This window comes from Halopelagius longus, from assembly GCF_900100875.1.
GTDB classification, from domain to species: Archaea; Halobacteriota; Halobacteria; order Halobacteriales; family Haloferacaceae; genus Halopelagius; species Halopelagius longus.
The window spans coordinates 38,107-53,501 of the sequence record NZ_FNKQ01000007.1 but is presented as its reverse complement, the minus strand read 5'-3'; the positions used below and the strand labels follow the sequence as shown (position 1 = coordinate 53,501).

The window sequence follows — 15,395 nt, the reverse complement described above, 5'->3', positions numbered from 1 at the left end:
GGATATGACCGACACAGACACCGCACGAATCACCGTAGCGAATCAGAAGGGAGGCGCAGGGAAGACGACCGACGTCATTCATACTGGCGGGGCATTGGCCGCCCGGGACCACGACGTCCTTCTGGTCGACATCGACTATCACGGAGGACTCACCTGCTCGCTCGGTTACAACGATCTGTACTACGACACTGACCGCACAACGCTATTCGACGTCCTCGATTTCGATCAGATGGAGTCGGTGAACGACATCATCGTCGAGCACGAGGAGTTCGACATCCTCCCCGCGAGTGAGAAGCTCGCGAACAACAAGAACATCCAGACGCTCCTGGAAGCGCCAAAGAGTAGGGAACGGCTGGGGATGACACTTGACGAACTCGACAGGGACTATGACTACATCATCGTCGATACACCGCCTTCCCTGAACGTCCTCACCGATAACGCCCTCGTCGCGACCGGCAATGTCGTCATCCCCGTCATTCCCGAGAAACTCAACGCAAACAGCCTCCAGATTTTCGCGAAGCAGCTAGGCTCACTCGAACAGGCGTACGGTGACATCAACCGTCTCGCAATTGTCTGCAATCGTGTTGAGCAGAACGCGGAGCACCGCAAGACTATCGAGGAGATCAACTCAGCGTATTCGCTCCCTGTCTTCGAGATTCCAAAGCGGACCGACCTCTCCCAGTCCATCGGTGAAGGCGTGTCCGTCTTCGGCTTTGGTAAGGAGAACAAGCGCGTGGAGGATGCTCGCGAGTTGTTCAACGAGATTGCCGACCTGTTCGACGAGACGTTTGAGAAGCCCGCTCCTCAGGAGGTAGAAGCATGACCGACGGCTGGGGAGATGCCTCCGGCATCGAGGGTAACTACGAAGATGAGGCTGATGAGGGCGATTCCAGCGAAGTGAGTGAGGTGGACGAACCGGAGAAACCGAGTTCATCGACTGAAACGCTCGAATCGAATGCAATGAGTGAGACGAACGGAGCGAACGGAACGAACAAAACGAAGACGAATATCAAGGACGAATGGAACGGGCGGACGATCTACATCCCGGACGACATCCTTGATGAGATGGAGGATACGTACCTCGAGTCCCAGTTGAAACTCCGAAAAGCAGGCCGGGACGAGTTCAAGAAGAACCGCCATTTCTACCCGCTCCTTGTGCAGTTTGGGCTTGAGGCACTCTCCGAGGCGGATGCTGATGAAATCCGGACACGGCTTTCCGAACTCGGCGACGAATAGCAGCGGTGAGCGCCGGAATTACAGTTGGGCTCGATTTTGGTGCCGGGGGGTAATTCCTAGGTAGAGCCCCGGCTGAGAATTTGTATAGCGGAATACAATATGCAGATATTCTACTGTACGGTACTGGCCATATGAGGATTCTATACCTGGAAATCTAACGTTATCCCTGGTTTTGGAAGTGGCCCGGATTCTGCCTGTAATCACGATCACGTCCACGTTCCCCGACGCCGTTGAGTAAGCACGAATGCTGCAACCACTTCACGACGCTGCTTCACTCGACTACGAGTATACGCTAGTTCTCCTCAGCTGAGGTCGGGCGATAGCAAAGGACCAAGCTCGATATGTGTAGTATGACCGAAGACGACTCGTTCCGGGGACTTGATGGAACACCAGACCACGGGTGAAGATCGCGTGCGGATGGTCTCCCGGCAGCTGTCGGAGCCGCAGACAGCAAACTGGATCGCCTCCGAAGCGGGCTGGTCACACGAACCAACCAAACGCGTCCTCGAACGCCTCGTCGACGATGGGATCCTCCATCGTGACAAAAGCGGGACCCACACGACGTATTACCCTGATTACCGCCGCCAAGCGATCCAAGAAGCGATACAACTTCGAGACAGCGGGCATACCGTCGAGGAGCTTACAGACCGTCTCGCCGAGATGAAGACGCAGATTCGCGACTGGGAGGATGAATTCGATGTCGAATCACCGAACCAGCTTCGCGGGACGCTCGCTGACGAGTCCCTCGACGCTGACGAGTCCCTCGACGCTGACGAGGAAGACCGTCGCCGTGAGATTGCCCGCGAGTGGGAGCACCTTCAGCGGCGTATCCAGATCGTTGGCTTCGCCATCCGTGAATGGGACTTCCTCGCTCCGACGACAGAGCCTGTCAAGTCCAGCAGCTAGCGGATAGATGACGAAACAAACGAGGTCTCCATGATGGATATACCCTCTGTATCGCGCACACTACTACTGTCATCCATTGAGGGTTTTACCAGAGCCACCCATAGCCTCTTCCGGGGTTACTCATCAAGCAGTTCGCTCGCCGCGTCCCCTCGCTCAGAAGCGTCGATGTGTGAATACGCCTGTTTCGTGACCGAGAGGCTACTGTGCCGTAGGATGTCCGACGCTAGTCCCCGGTCCTTCCGGAACAGCGTATCACCGAGTCCGCGACGAGCACCGTGAAGTTTGGGGGCCTCACCGTCTACCTCGACGCCGGCGTTCTCGGCGATTCGCGCCAGTACCTTCCGGGCACCGTGGGTCGTGATCGCCGGCGGTGCAATCTCGTACTCCCGAAGGACTGCATCCACGTCAGCGTCTGCGAGCAAGTCTTCACCGTCCTCTCGCGCTTCTCGGATAGCGGCGTACTTCGAGGGGGCGTGATCCGTCGGGAACACCGGCCACTCGTCGGTCGGCGGATTCTGTACGCGATACCACCGTTCGATAGCGTCTCGTGCTTGCTCTAGCACCGAGACGTCTTCCCAGGACTGCGATTTCCCCCAGACTCGGAACGTCCACGACTCGCGGTCTACACGACTCCACGTCAGTCCCTGCCGGCCCTCACGGTCGTCACCGCTCACTCGAAAAACCTCTGCGCCTCTGACACCCGTGTACGCGAGAACGTGGATGAACGCCCGCTCTTGGACCGCCTGCGTCGCGTCGAGGCCGTCCTCCTCGATAGCCTCGGACGCTCGGTCGTTCGTGTACTCGACCAGCTGCTGTCGGACGTCCGGTGTCCAGAACTGCTGGGTGCGGTCTTGGTCATCCCGGGGTAAGGGCTCGCGGGCACGGTCCGTCGTTGCTGGGTTCCGCGAGAGGACGCCGTCACGAACGCAGAACCCGAGGAACCCGCTAATGACGTTGTAGTACATCTGTGCGGTCGAGGCGGCGATACCGTCGGCGTCGACGCGCTGGTTGAGCCGGTCAGCGTACCGGCGGATGATTTGTTCGCCGTCGCGTTCGAGGGCCTCGAAGGAGTCGAGGTCGCGGCGCCGCAGCCACGTCTCGAACTGCCCGAGGACCGTCTCGGCGGTGTCGCGGTACTGTTTGGAGTCACCGCTGGAGCGGAGGTAGCGGTCAACCGTCTCGGTGAACTCGGTCGCGTCGTCGACGTTCACCGTCGGCTTCCTCTGGCGGGATGGGTGTTTCGTGGGCTGTAACCCAGGGATTTCGTGGATGGCATCGAGTCCGATGAGGGTACAGCAGCGACCCCCTTGAATCTACTTACGTGTATGAACGTACGCGTAAGTGGAAATTCTGCAATCCGATATTTCTCATAGCCGCGCTGTAGCTGCTGAATTCGGCGTCTTAACGTCCCATCCAACACTAGTAAACTTCATTCCGCTATATCGATAAGCGAGGGGATGGAAGTTGAGACTATACACGGTATAGAGCACCTCTGGTGCGTGGATTTCGCCGAATTGAGGAAGGCAGAGCGCTGTGATTTCCGCCCTGATAGCCGGTTTATTCTTAACTAGTCCCAGTAGACTGCGAGCGTCAGGAGAGACCTGCCGCTCACCACCGGGCAGCCGTCGAAACCAGACGGAGCCTACCCAACGCTGTCTGCTTTTTCAGCAGCGTCAGGGCGCTGTTCACAGTCACAATCGATGACCGGTCATCACGAAATTCTTCGAAATTACTCTATCTCAATCGGTCGCATTTCGGCAAGAGAATCACGTGGACTTTCACCTCGTCGGCACCCTCCTCCCGGGAGAATCGTACGAACTCTCTCCTCGAAAGGCAACCCAAAAATGAAGCATAGAGGAAAATTACACAGTCGAATCGTCAGTCTCCGACGCCCATTCGAGTAGTGGTTCGAGGCGCGTGCTCACCTCGTGACCGTCCTCCGTCAGCGCATATTCTACGCGCGGCGGAATCTCGTTGTACTGCGTCCGCGAGACCAATCCCGCCTCCTCGAACTCGTCCAGTCGCTTCGATATCGTCGAGGTGCTGGCACTCGTGAGGTGGTCTTCGATTTCGGCGAAGCGAAGCGAGTCGTGAGCGCCGATGATGCTTACCAACTGCATCGCGTACTTTCGACTGAGAGTGTTGATCACGCCCGTCAACGGACAGTAACACGTCCCATCCACGTCGCACGTCGGCTCTGGTGAAGAACTAGCGTCTGCCATTACTTTGAAGCCTCCAACCTACTCCACAGCTTTGGACTCCGCAGTATAATAACTTCGCGTCGCAAACTATAGATGAACATGACGACCTCCCGATCGTACGGCCTCGTGATTCTCGGCGGTGGCGCAGCGGCCTTCGCGGCCATCACGGAGGCCGACCGGCGAGGCCTCTCGACTGCGATGGTGAACACCGGACTGCCACTCGGCGGGACGTGCGTGAACGTCGGCTGTGTCCCGAGCAAGCACCTCCTCGAAGTGGGGAAGACGGCCCACGAGCCGCCGCACAACCCCTTCGACGCGGTCGAATACGACGACGACCAGCCTGTCACGAACTGGGCGGCGGCCATCGACGAGAAGGACGAGATCGTTGCCTCGCTCCGCGAACAGAACTACGTCGACGTGGCGGAACACTTCGGTACGGACATCTACGAGGGATACGGCCGCCTCGTCGACGACGCGACCATCGAGGTCGTCAACGGCGCCGACGCTGGCACGACGATTGCCGGAGAGAAGGCGCTCGTCGCGACCGGTAGTTCCCCGGACATCGCGCCCATCGACGGCATCGACGCGGTGGGCTACGAAACTAGCGAGAGTATCCTGGAACGCCGCGACCTCCCCGAGAGCATCGTGATGATCGGTGCCGGATACGTCGCGATGGAGTGGGGTCAGATCCTCCACCACATGGGGACGGACGTGACGATCCTCCAGCGGTCGAGCCGCGTTCTGTCGGAGATGGAGGGTCAACTCGGGCGCGAACTCCAGCGGTGCTTTGAGGCGGAGGGAATCACCGTCGAGACGGACGTAGACATCCGTCGCGTCTCCGAAGGCGGCGAAACGGGCGACGACGTCACCGTTGAGGCTGCTGTCGCCGGTGCCTCGCAGACGTTCACGGCCGGCGACCTCTTCGTCGCCACCGGCGTCAGCCCGAATACCGACGATGTCGGACTGGACGAGGTTGGCGTCGAAACCGACGGATCGGGTGCCGTTGTCGTGGACGACGAGTTCCAGACTGACAATTTAGACGTGTACGCGGCCGGAGATTGCATCGGCGAACCGATGCTGGAGACCGTCGCCGCCAAGGAGGGCAACCACGCCGTCAGAAACGCTTTCGGCGACGGGGGCGCGACCATCGACTACCACGCCGTCCCGAAGGTGGTGTTCACGAGCCCGGAGGTCGCCGCCGTCGGGACGACGGAACTCGAGTACATGGACGAACACGGCACCTGCACCTGCCGGACGGTGGAGATGGAAGACGTCCCGAAGGCGAAGGCTGTTGAGGACACCCGCGGACTGGTACAGGTCGTGAAACACCACGAAACCGACGAGATCGTCGGCGTCCATATGGTCGGGCCGCGTGCCGCCGACATGATTCCCGAGGCGACGCTGGCCGTGAAGTTCGGCCTCACCGTCGACGACATCATCGACACAATCCACCCGTTCCCGACGTTCAGCGAGGCGTTCAAGCACGCCTGTCAGGCGTTCCGGCGCGACACGTCGACGATGAGTTGTTGCGTCGAGTGAGCGGTCAGTCACTCCCGCTGAACACGTCGTCGAGTACGCCAGTCTCGCTCAGGTTGATGAGGGCGCGATTTAACAGTTCTCGAAGGACGAACTCCTCGTAGTGCTGGGTCTCGCAGTACTCGCAGGGCTTTAACTCGTGGGCGACTGCCTCGATCTCGTCGCCGTGGTCTTCGTACAGCGTCTCGACGAGCGACTCCAACCCCTCGGTTGCGGTTGCCTGCGTCCCCGCGAGGGTTTCGTCGGCCCCTTCCGGAAGGTCGTAGGAGAAGACGCGCGTGTTCGACTTGTAGTACTTCCGCGTGCCGCCGCCGGCCTCTTCGAGTCGGGCAATCTCGACCATCTCGGCGTCCTTCAGGACGTTCACGTGGTGGCGCACCGTCGTCTCGGCCTTCTCCTCGCCGCGACGCTGTAGTTCCTCGTGGATTCCCTCGATCGTCATCTCCTCGTCAGCGAGCATGTCCAGTATCTTCGCTCGCACATCGTTCTCGAGGGCCTTCGCCTTCTCGGGGTTGGTCGTGACAACCTCGCGGATCGGCACGTCGGATTCAAGCAGGGCCATTTCCTTACTGTCGGCTAGGTGAACGACGATAGTAAGAGTAACGCTACATATCTCACTATGATCTGGTGTATCTGACACCGCTATAATCTGCGTCATAATGGTTATGGGCCTCGCCCGGCAAAGACGAATCGAGATGGGAACGGCACAGAAACAGTTCAACGTCGGCGGGATGTCCTGCTCGTTCTGCGCGGAGAGCATCGAGAAGGCATACCGCCGCACCGACGGCGTCACCGACGTGGACGTGAGTCTCGCCCACGAGGAGGTACTCGTCCAGTACGACGACGACCGGATCGGCGAGGTCGAAGTGAAGGACACGCTCCGCGACCTCGGGTATACCATCCGCGACCCGGACAAGGAGAAGCAGTACGAGGATCAACAGGCCGAACTCGCCGACGGCAAGCGCCGCCTCGTCCTTGCGGGGAGTGCGTCCATCGTCGTCGCCGCCCTGATGGCCTGGATGGTCTTCGTGATGGGCCGCTTCGAGTCGGAGTCGCCGGTGATGGATCTCGCTACGCTTGCTCTAGCGCTGGGCACGATGTTCGGCCCTGGCCGCTACATCAAGAAGAAGGCTTACCAGAGCCTCCGTCGGGGTATCTTCAATCAGCACGTCCTGTTGGAGGCGGGCGCGTTTGCCGGCCTGCTCGGTGGGTTCCTCGGCCTGTCCGTCTTTCCGGGGTTCCCGACCGTCCACTTTTTCGCGGTTTCCGTGTTCATCACCACCTACCACATCCTCTCGGAGTACACCAGCCTCATCGTCCGCACGCGGGCGTCGCAGGCCGTCCAAAGCCTCCTCGACCTCCGACCGGACACCGCACGCCGCGTCACCGATGACGGCGTTGAGGAAGTCCCGGTGGACGACCTAAAAGTCGGCGACCGCGTCCGCGTCAAACCCGGCGAGAACGTCCCCGTCGACGGCGAAGTCGTCGACGGCAAATCGACCGTCGACGAGTCGGTTGCCACCGGTGAGTCCATCCCCGAGGAGAAATCCGCCGGCGACGAGGTGATCGGCGGCAGCGTCAACGAGACAGGCACGCTCCTCGTCGAGGTGACCGCGACCGGCGAGGACGCGTTTCTGAATCAGGTCGCCCACGAGATCGAAGAGGCGCGGGCAATGAAGCCCGGGATCATCCAGCTCGCCGACCGCGTCCTCAGGTACTTCGTCCCCACCGTTCTGACCATCGCCGCGCTATCATTCGCGTTCTGGGTTGTCGCGCCACTCGCGTGGGGTGCCGGTCCGAACGTCCAGCGTGGAGCCTTCGCGGCGCTGGCCGTCCTCGTCCTCGGCTACCCGTGCGCGCTCGGAATGGCGACGCCGCTGGCCCTAATCCGTGGCGGCGGAAAGGCCGCGAACCGCGGCATCCTGATGCGTTCCGGTGACGCCTTCCAGATCTCCCCCGACGTCGACCACATCATCCTCGACAAGACGGGGACGATCACCGTCGGCAAGCCCGCCGTCAGCGAGGTCGTCGCGTTCGACGGAGAGGAGGATAACGTGCTGGCGATGGCAGCGAGCGCGGAGGCGTTCTCGGAACACCCGCTCGCCGACGCCATTCTCGACCGTGCCGACGGGCAGGGTGTGGAGTACGTCGACCCCGAGTCGTTCGACTCGGTCACCGGCAAGGGCGTCCGAGCGACCGTCGCCGGCGAGGACGTGCTGGTCGGCAAACCGGGTTGGCTCACAAACGAGGGCGTCGATCTCTCATGGGCTGGCGACGAGGTTGAGCGCCTCCAGCATCGCGGTCTCACGATTTCGGGCGTCGTCCGTGGCAACGATCTCGTGGGCCTGATCGGCATCGGCGACGAGATCAAGGACGACGCCGCCGCGGCGGTCCAGCGGATGAAGGACGCGGGCATTGCGCCCGTGATGATCACCGGCGACAACGAGCGAACGGCCCGCGCAGTCGCCGAGGAAGTCGGCATCGACCGCGTCATGGCCGACGTGTTGCCGGACGAGAAGCGGAGGGAGGTCGGTCGCATGCAGGACGAAGGACACCGGCTTGCGATGGTCGGTGACGGAATCAACGACGCGCCCGCACTCACGCAGGCCGACATCGGAATCGCCATCGGTGCGGGGACGGATATCGCCATCGAATCGGCCGACGTCGTGCTGATGGGCGACCGACTCGGCGGCGTGATGGACGCCTACGAGATCGGCGAGGAGAGCTACCGGAAGACGCGGCAGAACCTTCTCACCGCCTTTACCTTCAACGGTGTCGGCGTTACCGCCGCAACAACGGGGCTCGTTCATCCTGTATTCGCGATGGTCGCGATGGTACTATCCGTGTCAGCCGTGCTGGCCAACAACTTCGCCGGTCAGCTCGTCTCCGGCGAGGGCGTCAACACCGACTTCACCGTCGAAAGCGGCGATGCAGGCGGGATCGCAGAAGAAGGAACGGCCGCTGATTAGGCCTCCACGTCGTAGCCCGCATTTTCGATGGCGGCCTCGATGTCGTCGTCCGCGACGTCGTCCTCGGCGACGAGTTCGACGGTGTCGCCCTCGTGGTCGGCATCGATCCGGGTGATGCCCTCGATGTTCTGCAGGGCACTCTTGACGTTCTGCTCGCAGCCGTTACACGACATGCCGGTGACGGAGATCGTCTTACGTTCCATGTGCGTTAGTTGGGCTGGCTATCAATGACTGTGGCGATGGATTTTGTAATGGTGGGGTCGCTGACTGACGGCGTTGGCCAGTTGAAGACACCTCTTGAAACGCGGACAACCGCAGAGAGTATCGTTTTTAGGACCGCCTCTCGTGTTCCGGCGCATGAAGAAGATTCGTATCGACGACGTCGAGAACTCGTTGCAACCGGCGGCGGTCATGCGTCAACTCACCGAGCCTCTCGAAGCGACCGACCTCGCCATCAACTACTACGAACTGGAGCCCGGAGACAGCTTCTCGTTCGCCTATCACCGTCACGAAGTACAGGAGGAACTGTTCTACGTGCAAGCCGGGACCGCGACGTTCGAGACCGAAGACGGAGATGTCGACGTCGGCGCCGGTGAAATTATTCGGTTCCCGCCGGGGGAGTTCCAGCGCGGGTGGAACCGCGGCGAAGAGCCCGTCGTTGCCCTCGCACTCGGTGCTCCGCTCGAATACGGTCACCAAGTGAAGCTCCGTGACTGTCCATCCTGCGAGACGCAGACGGATTCGACTCTCGAACGACGAGCCGGTGGAGATGCGGACGAGGACAGTATCGTCGCCGTCTGCGTCGACTGTGGGACGGTCACCGGGCGGTGGACGAAAGGACCGATGCCCGGAGACGTACCGTAGCTATCGAGAATCTACTCTTGAGGTCAGCCGTCCCGCGTACCCGAACGGTATCCGCCTGAGCGAATGCTGTTCGTCAAGCCTCAGTATTCGAAGTCGTGTAGGTTCCGCAACACGGACTGCGAACGCCGAAGTACCGCTAGATCAAACTCGGCCGCGACGAACCCGTGCCAGACTTCACCGACCGGTTCGGATGCTGCTCGAAAGCATCGCCAACCTGGACCGAACAACCCTTGAGATCGGTCGCCGTACTACGGACATGGACGAAGCCGCTTTCGAGACGAAAGACGGGATTCCGTTGACAGCCGTCACCGCTTCGGAGATGCGCGATGTTGACCGCGTCACCGTCGAGGAAGTCGGACTCCAGTTGCTCTCGATGATGGAGAACGCCGGCCGAAATCTGGCGGGGCAGGTTCTGCGACGGAACGCCGAGAACGTCGTCATTTACGCCGGAAACGGCGGCAACGGAGGTGGTGGTCTCGTCGCCGCCCGCCACCTCTCGAACCGCGATATCGACGTCTCCGTCGTCCTCGACAGGGACTCCTCCGACCTCGACGGCGTTGCCGCGACACAGCACGAAGTCGTGGACGCGATGAACGTCGCGGTGACGCGGGACCCCGCAGAACTCGATGCGTTCGACGCAGCAGACGTGGCCGTCGACGCACTCGTCGGATACGGATTGTCCGGCTCCCTTCGCGGTGAGGCCGCCGAACTCGTTCCGGCGGTCGAATCGGCAGAGACTGTCGTCTCGTTAGACGTGCCGTCCGGACTTGACGCGTCCACCGGCGAGACGCCCGGCCCGGCCGTCACTCCTGACACCGTCGTAACGCTTGCGTTACCGAAGACGGGGCTGAAGATACTCGACGCAACTATCGTCCTCGCGGATATCGCTATCCCCCCGGTGGTGTATCAACGTCTGGACATTCCTTACCGACACCCGTTCGCCGGCGAGTACTGTGTCGAACTCCGAGGCGGCTAGCCGTCTTCTGTCGTTCATCGACTCCTCTGCCTCGGCAGCGCGAACTCCGTTTTCCACACCCGTATCCATCTTTACTCCATCACTCCGAATAGGGGATGGTTCGGTATCTCACTAGAAATCGACTCTGAGTGTCGGCGGCCTGCACATCGTCAACTCTGGAGAGCACAGTGAATTCGTCGCGAGCAGTGCACCCATCTCTTTGGCGGTCACGTCGACGAGGGGTCACGACTCTCGAAGGTACGACCGGTTCCTCGACGTACCGTGTCAGGGCCGCATCGTCGCCCAAAACAAAGAACACATTACCGCATCGGCAAACTCCACCTGTCCCGAAATAGAGAAGATGAGACTAGTGTTCTCAATGCATAGAGATTCACCTGACCGTCCTTCCAATCATTTCTCGATGCTCGTCTGGTAGATCTACGAAGGTACTCTCCGACACTAGAAATATAACTAATCAGAAGAGATGACCCCGTCTTCGACGCCGAGTGAAGTTGTGTCAGCCGGTCCGAATGACGAAGTTCGTGTACGAGACGGCCTTACTTCATCCACCCTATACTATTTTACGACCGGCAAATACAATAGTTAGCCCCTTCTAAAAACCGACCAATGATACTAAACGCCGTTATGGAGGACTACCTCAAGGCGATTTACCAGCTTCAAAGCCGGACCGACGGACGAGTAAAGACCTCCGAAATCGCCGACCGGCTCGGGGTCAAACCGCCGACCGTCTCGAGTATGATCGAGAAGTTAGGTGAGCGAAATCTCGTCGACTACGAGAAGTACAAGGGTGTGAGGCTGACCTCAGAGGGCGAAGCTGTCGCTTTGGAGATCATTCGCCATCATCGTCTCCTCGAAGCCTACCTCACCGAGCACCTCGAGTACGAGTGGGACGAAGTCCACGAAGAGGCCGACGAGCTCGAGCACCACATCAGCGAGAAGTTCATTCAGCACGTCACCGAACTCCTCGACAATCCGGACGTCGACCCACATGGTGACCCGATTCCGAAGGAGAATCTCGACCCGGTCGAGGAAGCGCGGGGCGAATCAATCACCGAATACGACGAGGGCGACGTCGTCGTGGTCGAACGGGTGAGCGACGAGGACTCGGACGTCCTCCGCTACCTCTCCGAGCACAATATCACTCCAGGAACAGAGGTCACCGTCACCGAAGTCGCACCGTTCGGGATGGTCACGATTCGACCACGTTGTGAAGACGAAGCCGCCTCACTCCCCCGAGATGTCCTCGAACACATCCGCGTGCGCCCAGTTGCTGGCGACGCGCGCTCCGAGGACTTCCCTGCGTAGTCAGACCGAGAAGCGGGGGAGCACGGTCGCCCACGACGACCTGGATTAGATTCTATCGAAACTATCAAACATCAGATATAAGTTTAGACCTCTCTAACTCACAGTTGTGAACCGACCAATCAAAATATTCAACGGAGATGAACGATGGGAGAGATAGACTACGAGAACGCGGCAGAGATGACCGAAGAGTTGCAGAACCGGCTCGTCGAGCGCCTCGACACCGAGCTGCTGACCGACCGACGGTCGTTCCTCGGCGGACTGGGTGCCGCCGGTAGTACGGCCCTCGGTATCGGGAGTTCGACGGCGAGAGCGGGCGGCGGCGACCACGAAGAACACGGGAACTTCGGTGCGGTCGGCGAGTACCGAAACGAGAACTTCGACCCCCACGAGTTCCTGCGGTCGTTCAACACGGGGCAGGACGGACAGGACAACGTCCCGCAGCGCGTGTACGAGGAGAACGGGCGGACGGTGCGCGAGTTCGAACTCACCGCCGTCGACACGACTATCACCATCGCGCCGGGCGTCGAGTTCCCCGCATGGGCGTACAACGGGCAAGTGCCCGGCCCGACGCTCCGTGCCGTCGAGGGCGACCTCATCCGGGTCAAGTTCAAGAACCTTGGCCGCCACGCGCACACGATTCACCCCCACCTTCGGAACCTAAACCCGGAGATGGACGGGATTCCGCAGAACGGCCCGGGCGTCCTCGACACCGGTGAGTCGTTCACCTACGAGTGGATCGCCCAACCTGCCGGCACGCACTTCTACCACTGCCACTCGCTCCCGCTGAAGGAGCACATCCACCGTGGGCTCTACGGGACGATCATCGTCGACCCAGACCCCGAGCGCGTGCGGGAGAACACGCGCGACTACGTCAACTACCAGGGACCGATGACCAGCGAGCTCCGCGAGAAACTCGTCGCGGAAGCCAAGACTCGAAACCACGAATATCCCGAGAACGACGACGTGCAGGAGCTCGTGATGGTGATGAACAGCTTCGACACCAACTTCGACGGCGGCAACGAGGTGTACGCCGCCAACACGCGGGCGTTCGCGTACGGTGTCGGCGAGACCGACGGCGAGGGGAACTGGAAGCCCGGTGAGTCCATCCGCCCGATTCAGGTGGACGGACAGAAGCCGATTCGTATCTATCTCTCGAACGCCACCGAGTTCGACCTCATCAACTCGTTCCATACCCACTCGCAGTTCTTCGACTACTACGACCACGGCACGACCCTGATGCCGACGCGACAGACCGTGGACACCATCATGCAGGCACAGGCCCAGCGGGGGATTATCGAGCTCGACTACTCCGACCACCAGCCCGGGCTGTACATGTTCCACGCCCACGTCTCGGAGTTCGCGGAACTTGGCTGGATGAGCTTCTTCGAGGTGGTCTAGATGACCGATAGCAACGACTCTCCGACGACGGACGGCGGCGTGCAGACAGCGAATGAAACAGATCGACCCTTCGGCCTTCCACGGTGGGCCGCCGCACTCCTCCCGATCGTCCTGCTGGCCCTCGTCCTCGGGGTGTTCGCGTTCACGTCACCACTCGCGGGCGTCCAGAGTGGCCAGCCCCTTCCGGACGTGACGGTCACGCACGCGACGCTACCGAACGATGAAACGGTCGTTCTCCACGTGACCAACAACGGGCCTCAGCCGGTGACTGTCGCACAGGTCCTGATGGACGAGGCCTACTGGGACTTCCAGGTGAAGGGTGCCGGCGGTGACCAGACGCTTGCCCCGATGGAGAGTGCCAAAATCGTGGTGCCCTACCACTGGAACCCCGGGTGGGACCTCAACACAGCGCTCGTGCTCTCGGATGGAACGACCATTCACCACACCATCGTCGCCCCCAGCCAGTCACCCGGGTTCAGTCTCGGATTCCTGTGGACACTAGCGCTCATCGGCCTCTTCGTCGGTATCATCCCGGTCCTGCTCGGGATGCTGTGGTATCCCTACATCAAGTCGATGAGTGACCACAGCTTGCACGCGATCCTCCTGTTCGCCGCCGGGGTGCTCGGCTTCCTCGCCGTCGACGCCGGGATCGAAGCCTTCGAGATCGCCCACAAGATTCCGGGTGCGTACGAGGGAACGGCGCTCGTCGTGTTCGGTATCGTCGGCGCGCTGTTCCTCGTCCAGTCGGTGAGCGCGTGGCGCGAAGGCCGCGCCGCCGCCGGCGACGAGCGCGCGAGTAGTGGGCTCTGGATCGCCTACCTCGTGGCACTAAGTATCGGCCTCCACAACCTCGCGGAAGGCCTCGCGATCGGGAGTTCGTTCGCCCTCGGACGCGTCTCGCTGGGCACGTTCCTGATCGTCGGGTTCATGCTCCACAACGTGACCGAGGGGCCGGCAGTCGTCGCGCCCGTCGCCCGAGAGGAACGCCCCTCGGCGTCGCACTTCGGTGCACTCGGCCTTCTCGCCGGCGCCCCGGTTATCCTCGGCGGATGGATCGGGAGCCTCGCCTACTCGCCGACAGTCGGCGCGTTCTTCCTCGCGCTCGGCGTCGGTGCTATCCTCCAGGTCAACTGGGAGATCGCACAGATGGTCAAGCGCGCAGGCGGCCGCGTCGCGAGTGCCACGAACCTGCTGGCGGCACTCGCCGGCTTCGGCATCATGTACGTGACCGACCTCTTCGTCGCCCTCTAATAGGGCAAGCCCCTCGTTTCCGTATCAATGACTCACAAGACTAATCGACGGACGTTTCTCCAAAAGGTCGGCGTGACAGCCGGAGCTGTCGCAACTGCCGGATGTCTGAGCGGTGGAGATAGATCTCCGCGAACGATCGGGATGCAGGGGACAGATTTCTCGCCGGCAACAGTAACAATCACTACCGGTGCGTCCCTTCGCTGGAAGAACACAAGCGACATCGAGCACACGGTGACCGCCTACGAGGAGAAGATTCCGGACGACGCCGCCTATTTCGCGAGTGGCGGGTTTGACTCCGAGCGAGCGGCCCGAAACAATGTGACTGGGGGACTTATCGCTCCCGGAGAGACCTACGAGCACACGTTCGAAGTAACAGGCAGGTACAAGTGCTTCTGTATCCCACATGAGAGTTCAGGGATGGTCGGAACAGTCAAGGTTGAGTAAGTGAACGAGTTCTTGCGAGTGGAGCAGCTGTTTCGTGCGTTTCTTCTCAAGGAGTTACACGGGCGGACACACGAAACAGCACTCGTTGAGTTCCTCGATCAGTCGTCTACAATCCGTGTACGACTCGGATTCGACACGATTCCAGATCAATCGACGCTTTGGCGAACTTGGAATCAACATTTCACCGAAAATCTCAGGCAAACGATCCAGACCGCTGCACGGACGATCCTCCTCAAAGCGACTGATGCTGGTGTGTCGGTCCCACGGAAGCCAGAAGAATCGATGCAAGATACAGCTGACGAGTTAGAA

The 15,395-nt window shown here is 60.7% G+C and carries 14 protein-coding genes and 2 pseudogenes; 12 read left to right on the top strand and 4 right to left on the bottom strand.

The genetic code is table 11. The features are described 5' to 3' along the window. The first annotated feature begins 4 nt into the window (after positions 1 to 4). The 3 genes and pseudogenes from BLS11_RS18625 (at position 5) to BLS11_RS18615 (ending at position 2,142) form a co-directional block, all read left to right on the top strand. On the top strand, positions 5 to 823 hold the full coding sequence (locus BLS11_RS18625; protein ID WP_092539309.1) for a ParA family protein: 819 nt from the start codon (positions 5 to 7) through the stop codon (positions 821 to 823). Next, entirely contained in the window at positions 820 to 1,236 is a 417-nt protein-coding gene (locus tag BLS11_RS18620) for a DUF8160 family protein (protein WP_092539308.1), read from the top strand. Before BLS11_RS18625 ends, BLS11_RS18620 begins: the two co-directional genes overlap by 4 nt. Before the next feature lie 350 nt (positions 1,237 to 1,586). Continuing rightward, positions 1,587 to 2,142 (top strand): annotated as a pseudogene (locus BLS11_RS18615) (DUF7342 family protein). Positions 2,143 to 2,258: 116 nt separating this feature from the next. Here the strand turns inward: BLS11_RS18615 and BLS11_RS18610 are convergent. Further along, positions 2,259 to 3,353, bottom strand: a complete 1,095-nt coding sequence (locus BLS11_RS18610; protein ID WP_114936202.1) for a tyrosine-type recombinase/integrase — start codon at positions 3,351 to 3,353, stop codon at positions 2,259 to 2,261. A gap of 651 nt (positions 3,354 to 4,004) precedes the next feature. Beyond that, entirely contained in the window at positions 4,005 to 4,364 is a 360-nt protein-coding gene (locus BLS11_RS18605; protein ID WP_092539306.1) for a winged helix-turn-helix transcriptional regulator, read from the bottom strand. Between the two features lie 78 nt (positions 4,365 to 4,442). Between BLS11_RS18605 and merA the strand changes: the two genes are divergently transcribed. After that, positions 4,443 to 5,882, top strand: coding sequence for a mercury(II) reductase (gene merA, locus BLS11_RS18600; RefSeq protein ID WP_092539358.1), 1,440 nt, complete (start codon positions 4,443 to 4,445; stop codon positions 5,880 to 5,882). A 4-nt stretch (positions 5,883 to 5,886) separates the two neighbouring features. On the opposite strand, the gene BLS11_RS18595 is transcribed toward merA, so the two are convergent. After that, the gene (locus BLS11_RS18595; protein ID WP_092539305.1) at positions 5,887 to 6,441 is read right to left on the bottom strand and encodes an ArsR/SmtB family transcription factor; all 555 of its coding nucleotides are present in this window, start codon (positions 6,439 to 6,441) and stop codon (positions 5,887 to 5,889) included. 133 nt (positions 6,442 to 6,574) lie between these two features. On the opposite strand from BLS11_RS18595, the gene BLS11_RS18590 reads away from it, so the two are divergent. Further along, a complete protein-coding gene (locus BLS11_RS18590) occupies positions 6,575 to 8,848 on the top strand; it encodes a heavy metal translocating P-type ATPase (RefSeq protein WP_092539357.1) in 2,274 nt (757 codons plus the stop codon). Here the strand turns inward: BLS11_RS18590 and BLS11_RS18585 are convergent. Beyond that, the gene (locus BLS11_RS18585) at positions 8,845 to 9,051 is read right to left on the bottom strand and encodes a heavy-metal-associated domain-containing protein (protein ID WP_092539304.1); all 207 of its coding nucleotides are present in this window, start codon (positions 9,049 to 9,051) and stop codon (positions 8,845 to 8,847) included. The two genes, BLS11_RS18590 and BLS11_RS18585, sit on opposite strands and share 4 nt — an antisense overlap. 154 nt (positions 9,052 to 9,205) lie before the next feature. On the opposite strand from BLS11_RS18585, the gene BLS11_RS18580 reads away from it, so the two are divergent. The 7 genes and pseudogenes from BLS11_RS18580 to BLS11_RS19935 form a co-directional block, all read left to right on the top strand. Continuing rightward, positions 9,206 to 9,712 (top strand): cupin domain-containing protein, encoded by a 507-nt coding sequence (locus tag BLS11_RS18580; protein WP_092539303.1) that lies wholly within the window; start codon positions 9,206 to 9,208, stop codon positions 9,710 to 9,712. Between the two features lie 256 nt (positions 9,713 to 9,968). Beyond that, the gene (locus BLS11_RS18575; protein WP_175454512.1) at positions 9,969 to 10,688 is read left to right on the top strand and encodes an NAD(P)H-hydrate epimerase; all 720 of its coding nucleotides are present in this window, start codon (positions 9,969 to 9,971) and stop codon (positions 10,686 to 10,688) included. Between the two features lie 606 nt (positions 10,689 to 11,294). Next, positions 11,295 to 11,993, top strand: a complete 699-nt coding sequence (locus tag BLS11_RS18570; protein ID WP_092539302.1) for a metal-dependent transcriptional regulator — start codon at positions 11,295 to 11,297, stop codon at positions 11,991 to 11,993. Between the two features lie 144 nt (positions 11,994 to 12,137). Beyond that, positions 12,138 to 13,391 (top strand): multicopper oxidase domain-containing protein, encoded by a 1,254-nt coding sequence (locus BLS11_RS18565; RefSeq protein ID WP_092539301.1) that lies wholly within the window; start codon positions 12,138 to 12,140, stop codon positions 13,389 to 13,391. Next, the gene (locus BLS11_RS18560; RefSeq protein ID WP_092539300.1) at positions 13,392 to 14,642 is read left to right on the top strand and encodes a ZIP family metal transporter; all 1,251 of its coding nucleotides are present in this window, start codon (positions 13,392 to 13,394) and stop codon (positions 14,640 to 14,642) included. It begins immediately after the preceding gene. A 27-nt stretch (positions 14,643 to 14,669) separates the two neighbouring features. Beyond that, positions 14,670 to 15,086, top strand: a complete 417-nt coding sequence (locus tag BLS11_RS18555; RefSeq protein ID WP_092539299.1) for a plastocyanin/azurin family copper-binding protein — start codon at positions 14,670 to 14,672, stop codon at positions 15,084 to 15,086. Then, a pseudogene (locus BLS11_RS19935) lies at positions 15,087 to 15,272 on the top strand (transposase); the annotation flags it as partial. It abuts the gene before it with no gap. Positions 15,273 to 15,395: the final 123 nt, after the last annotated feature.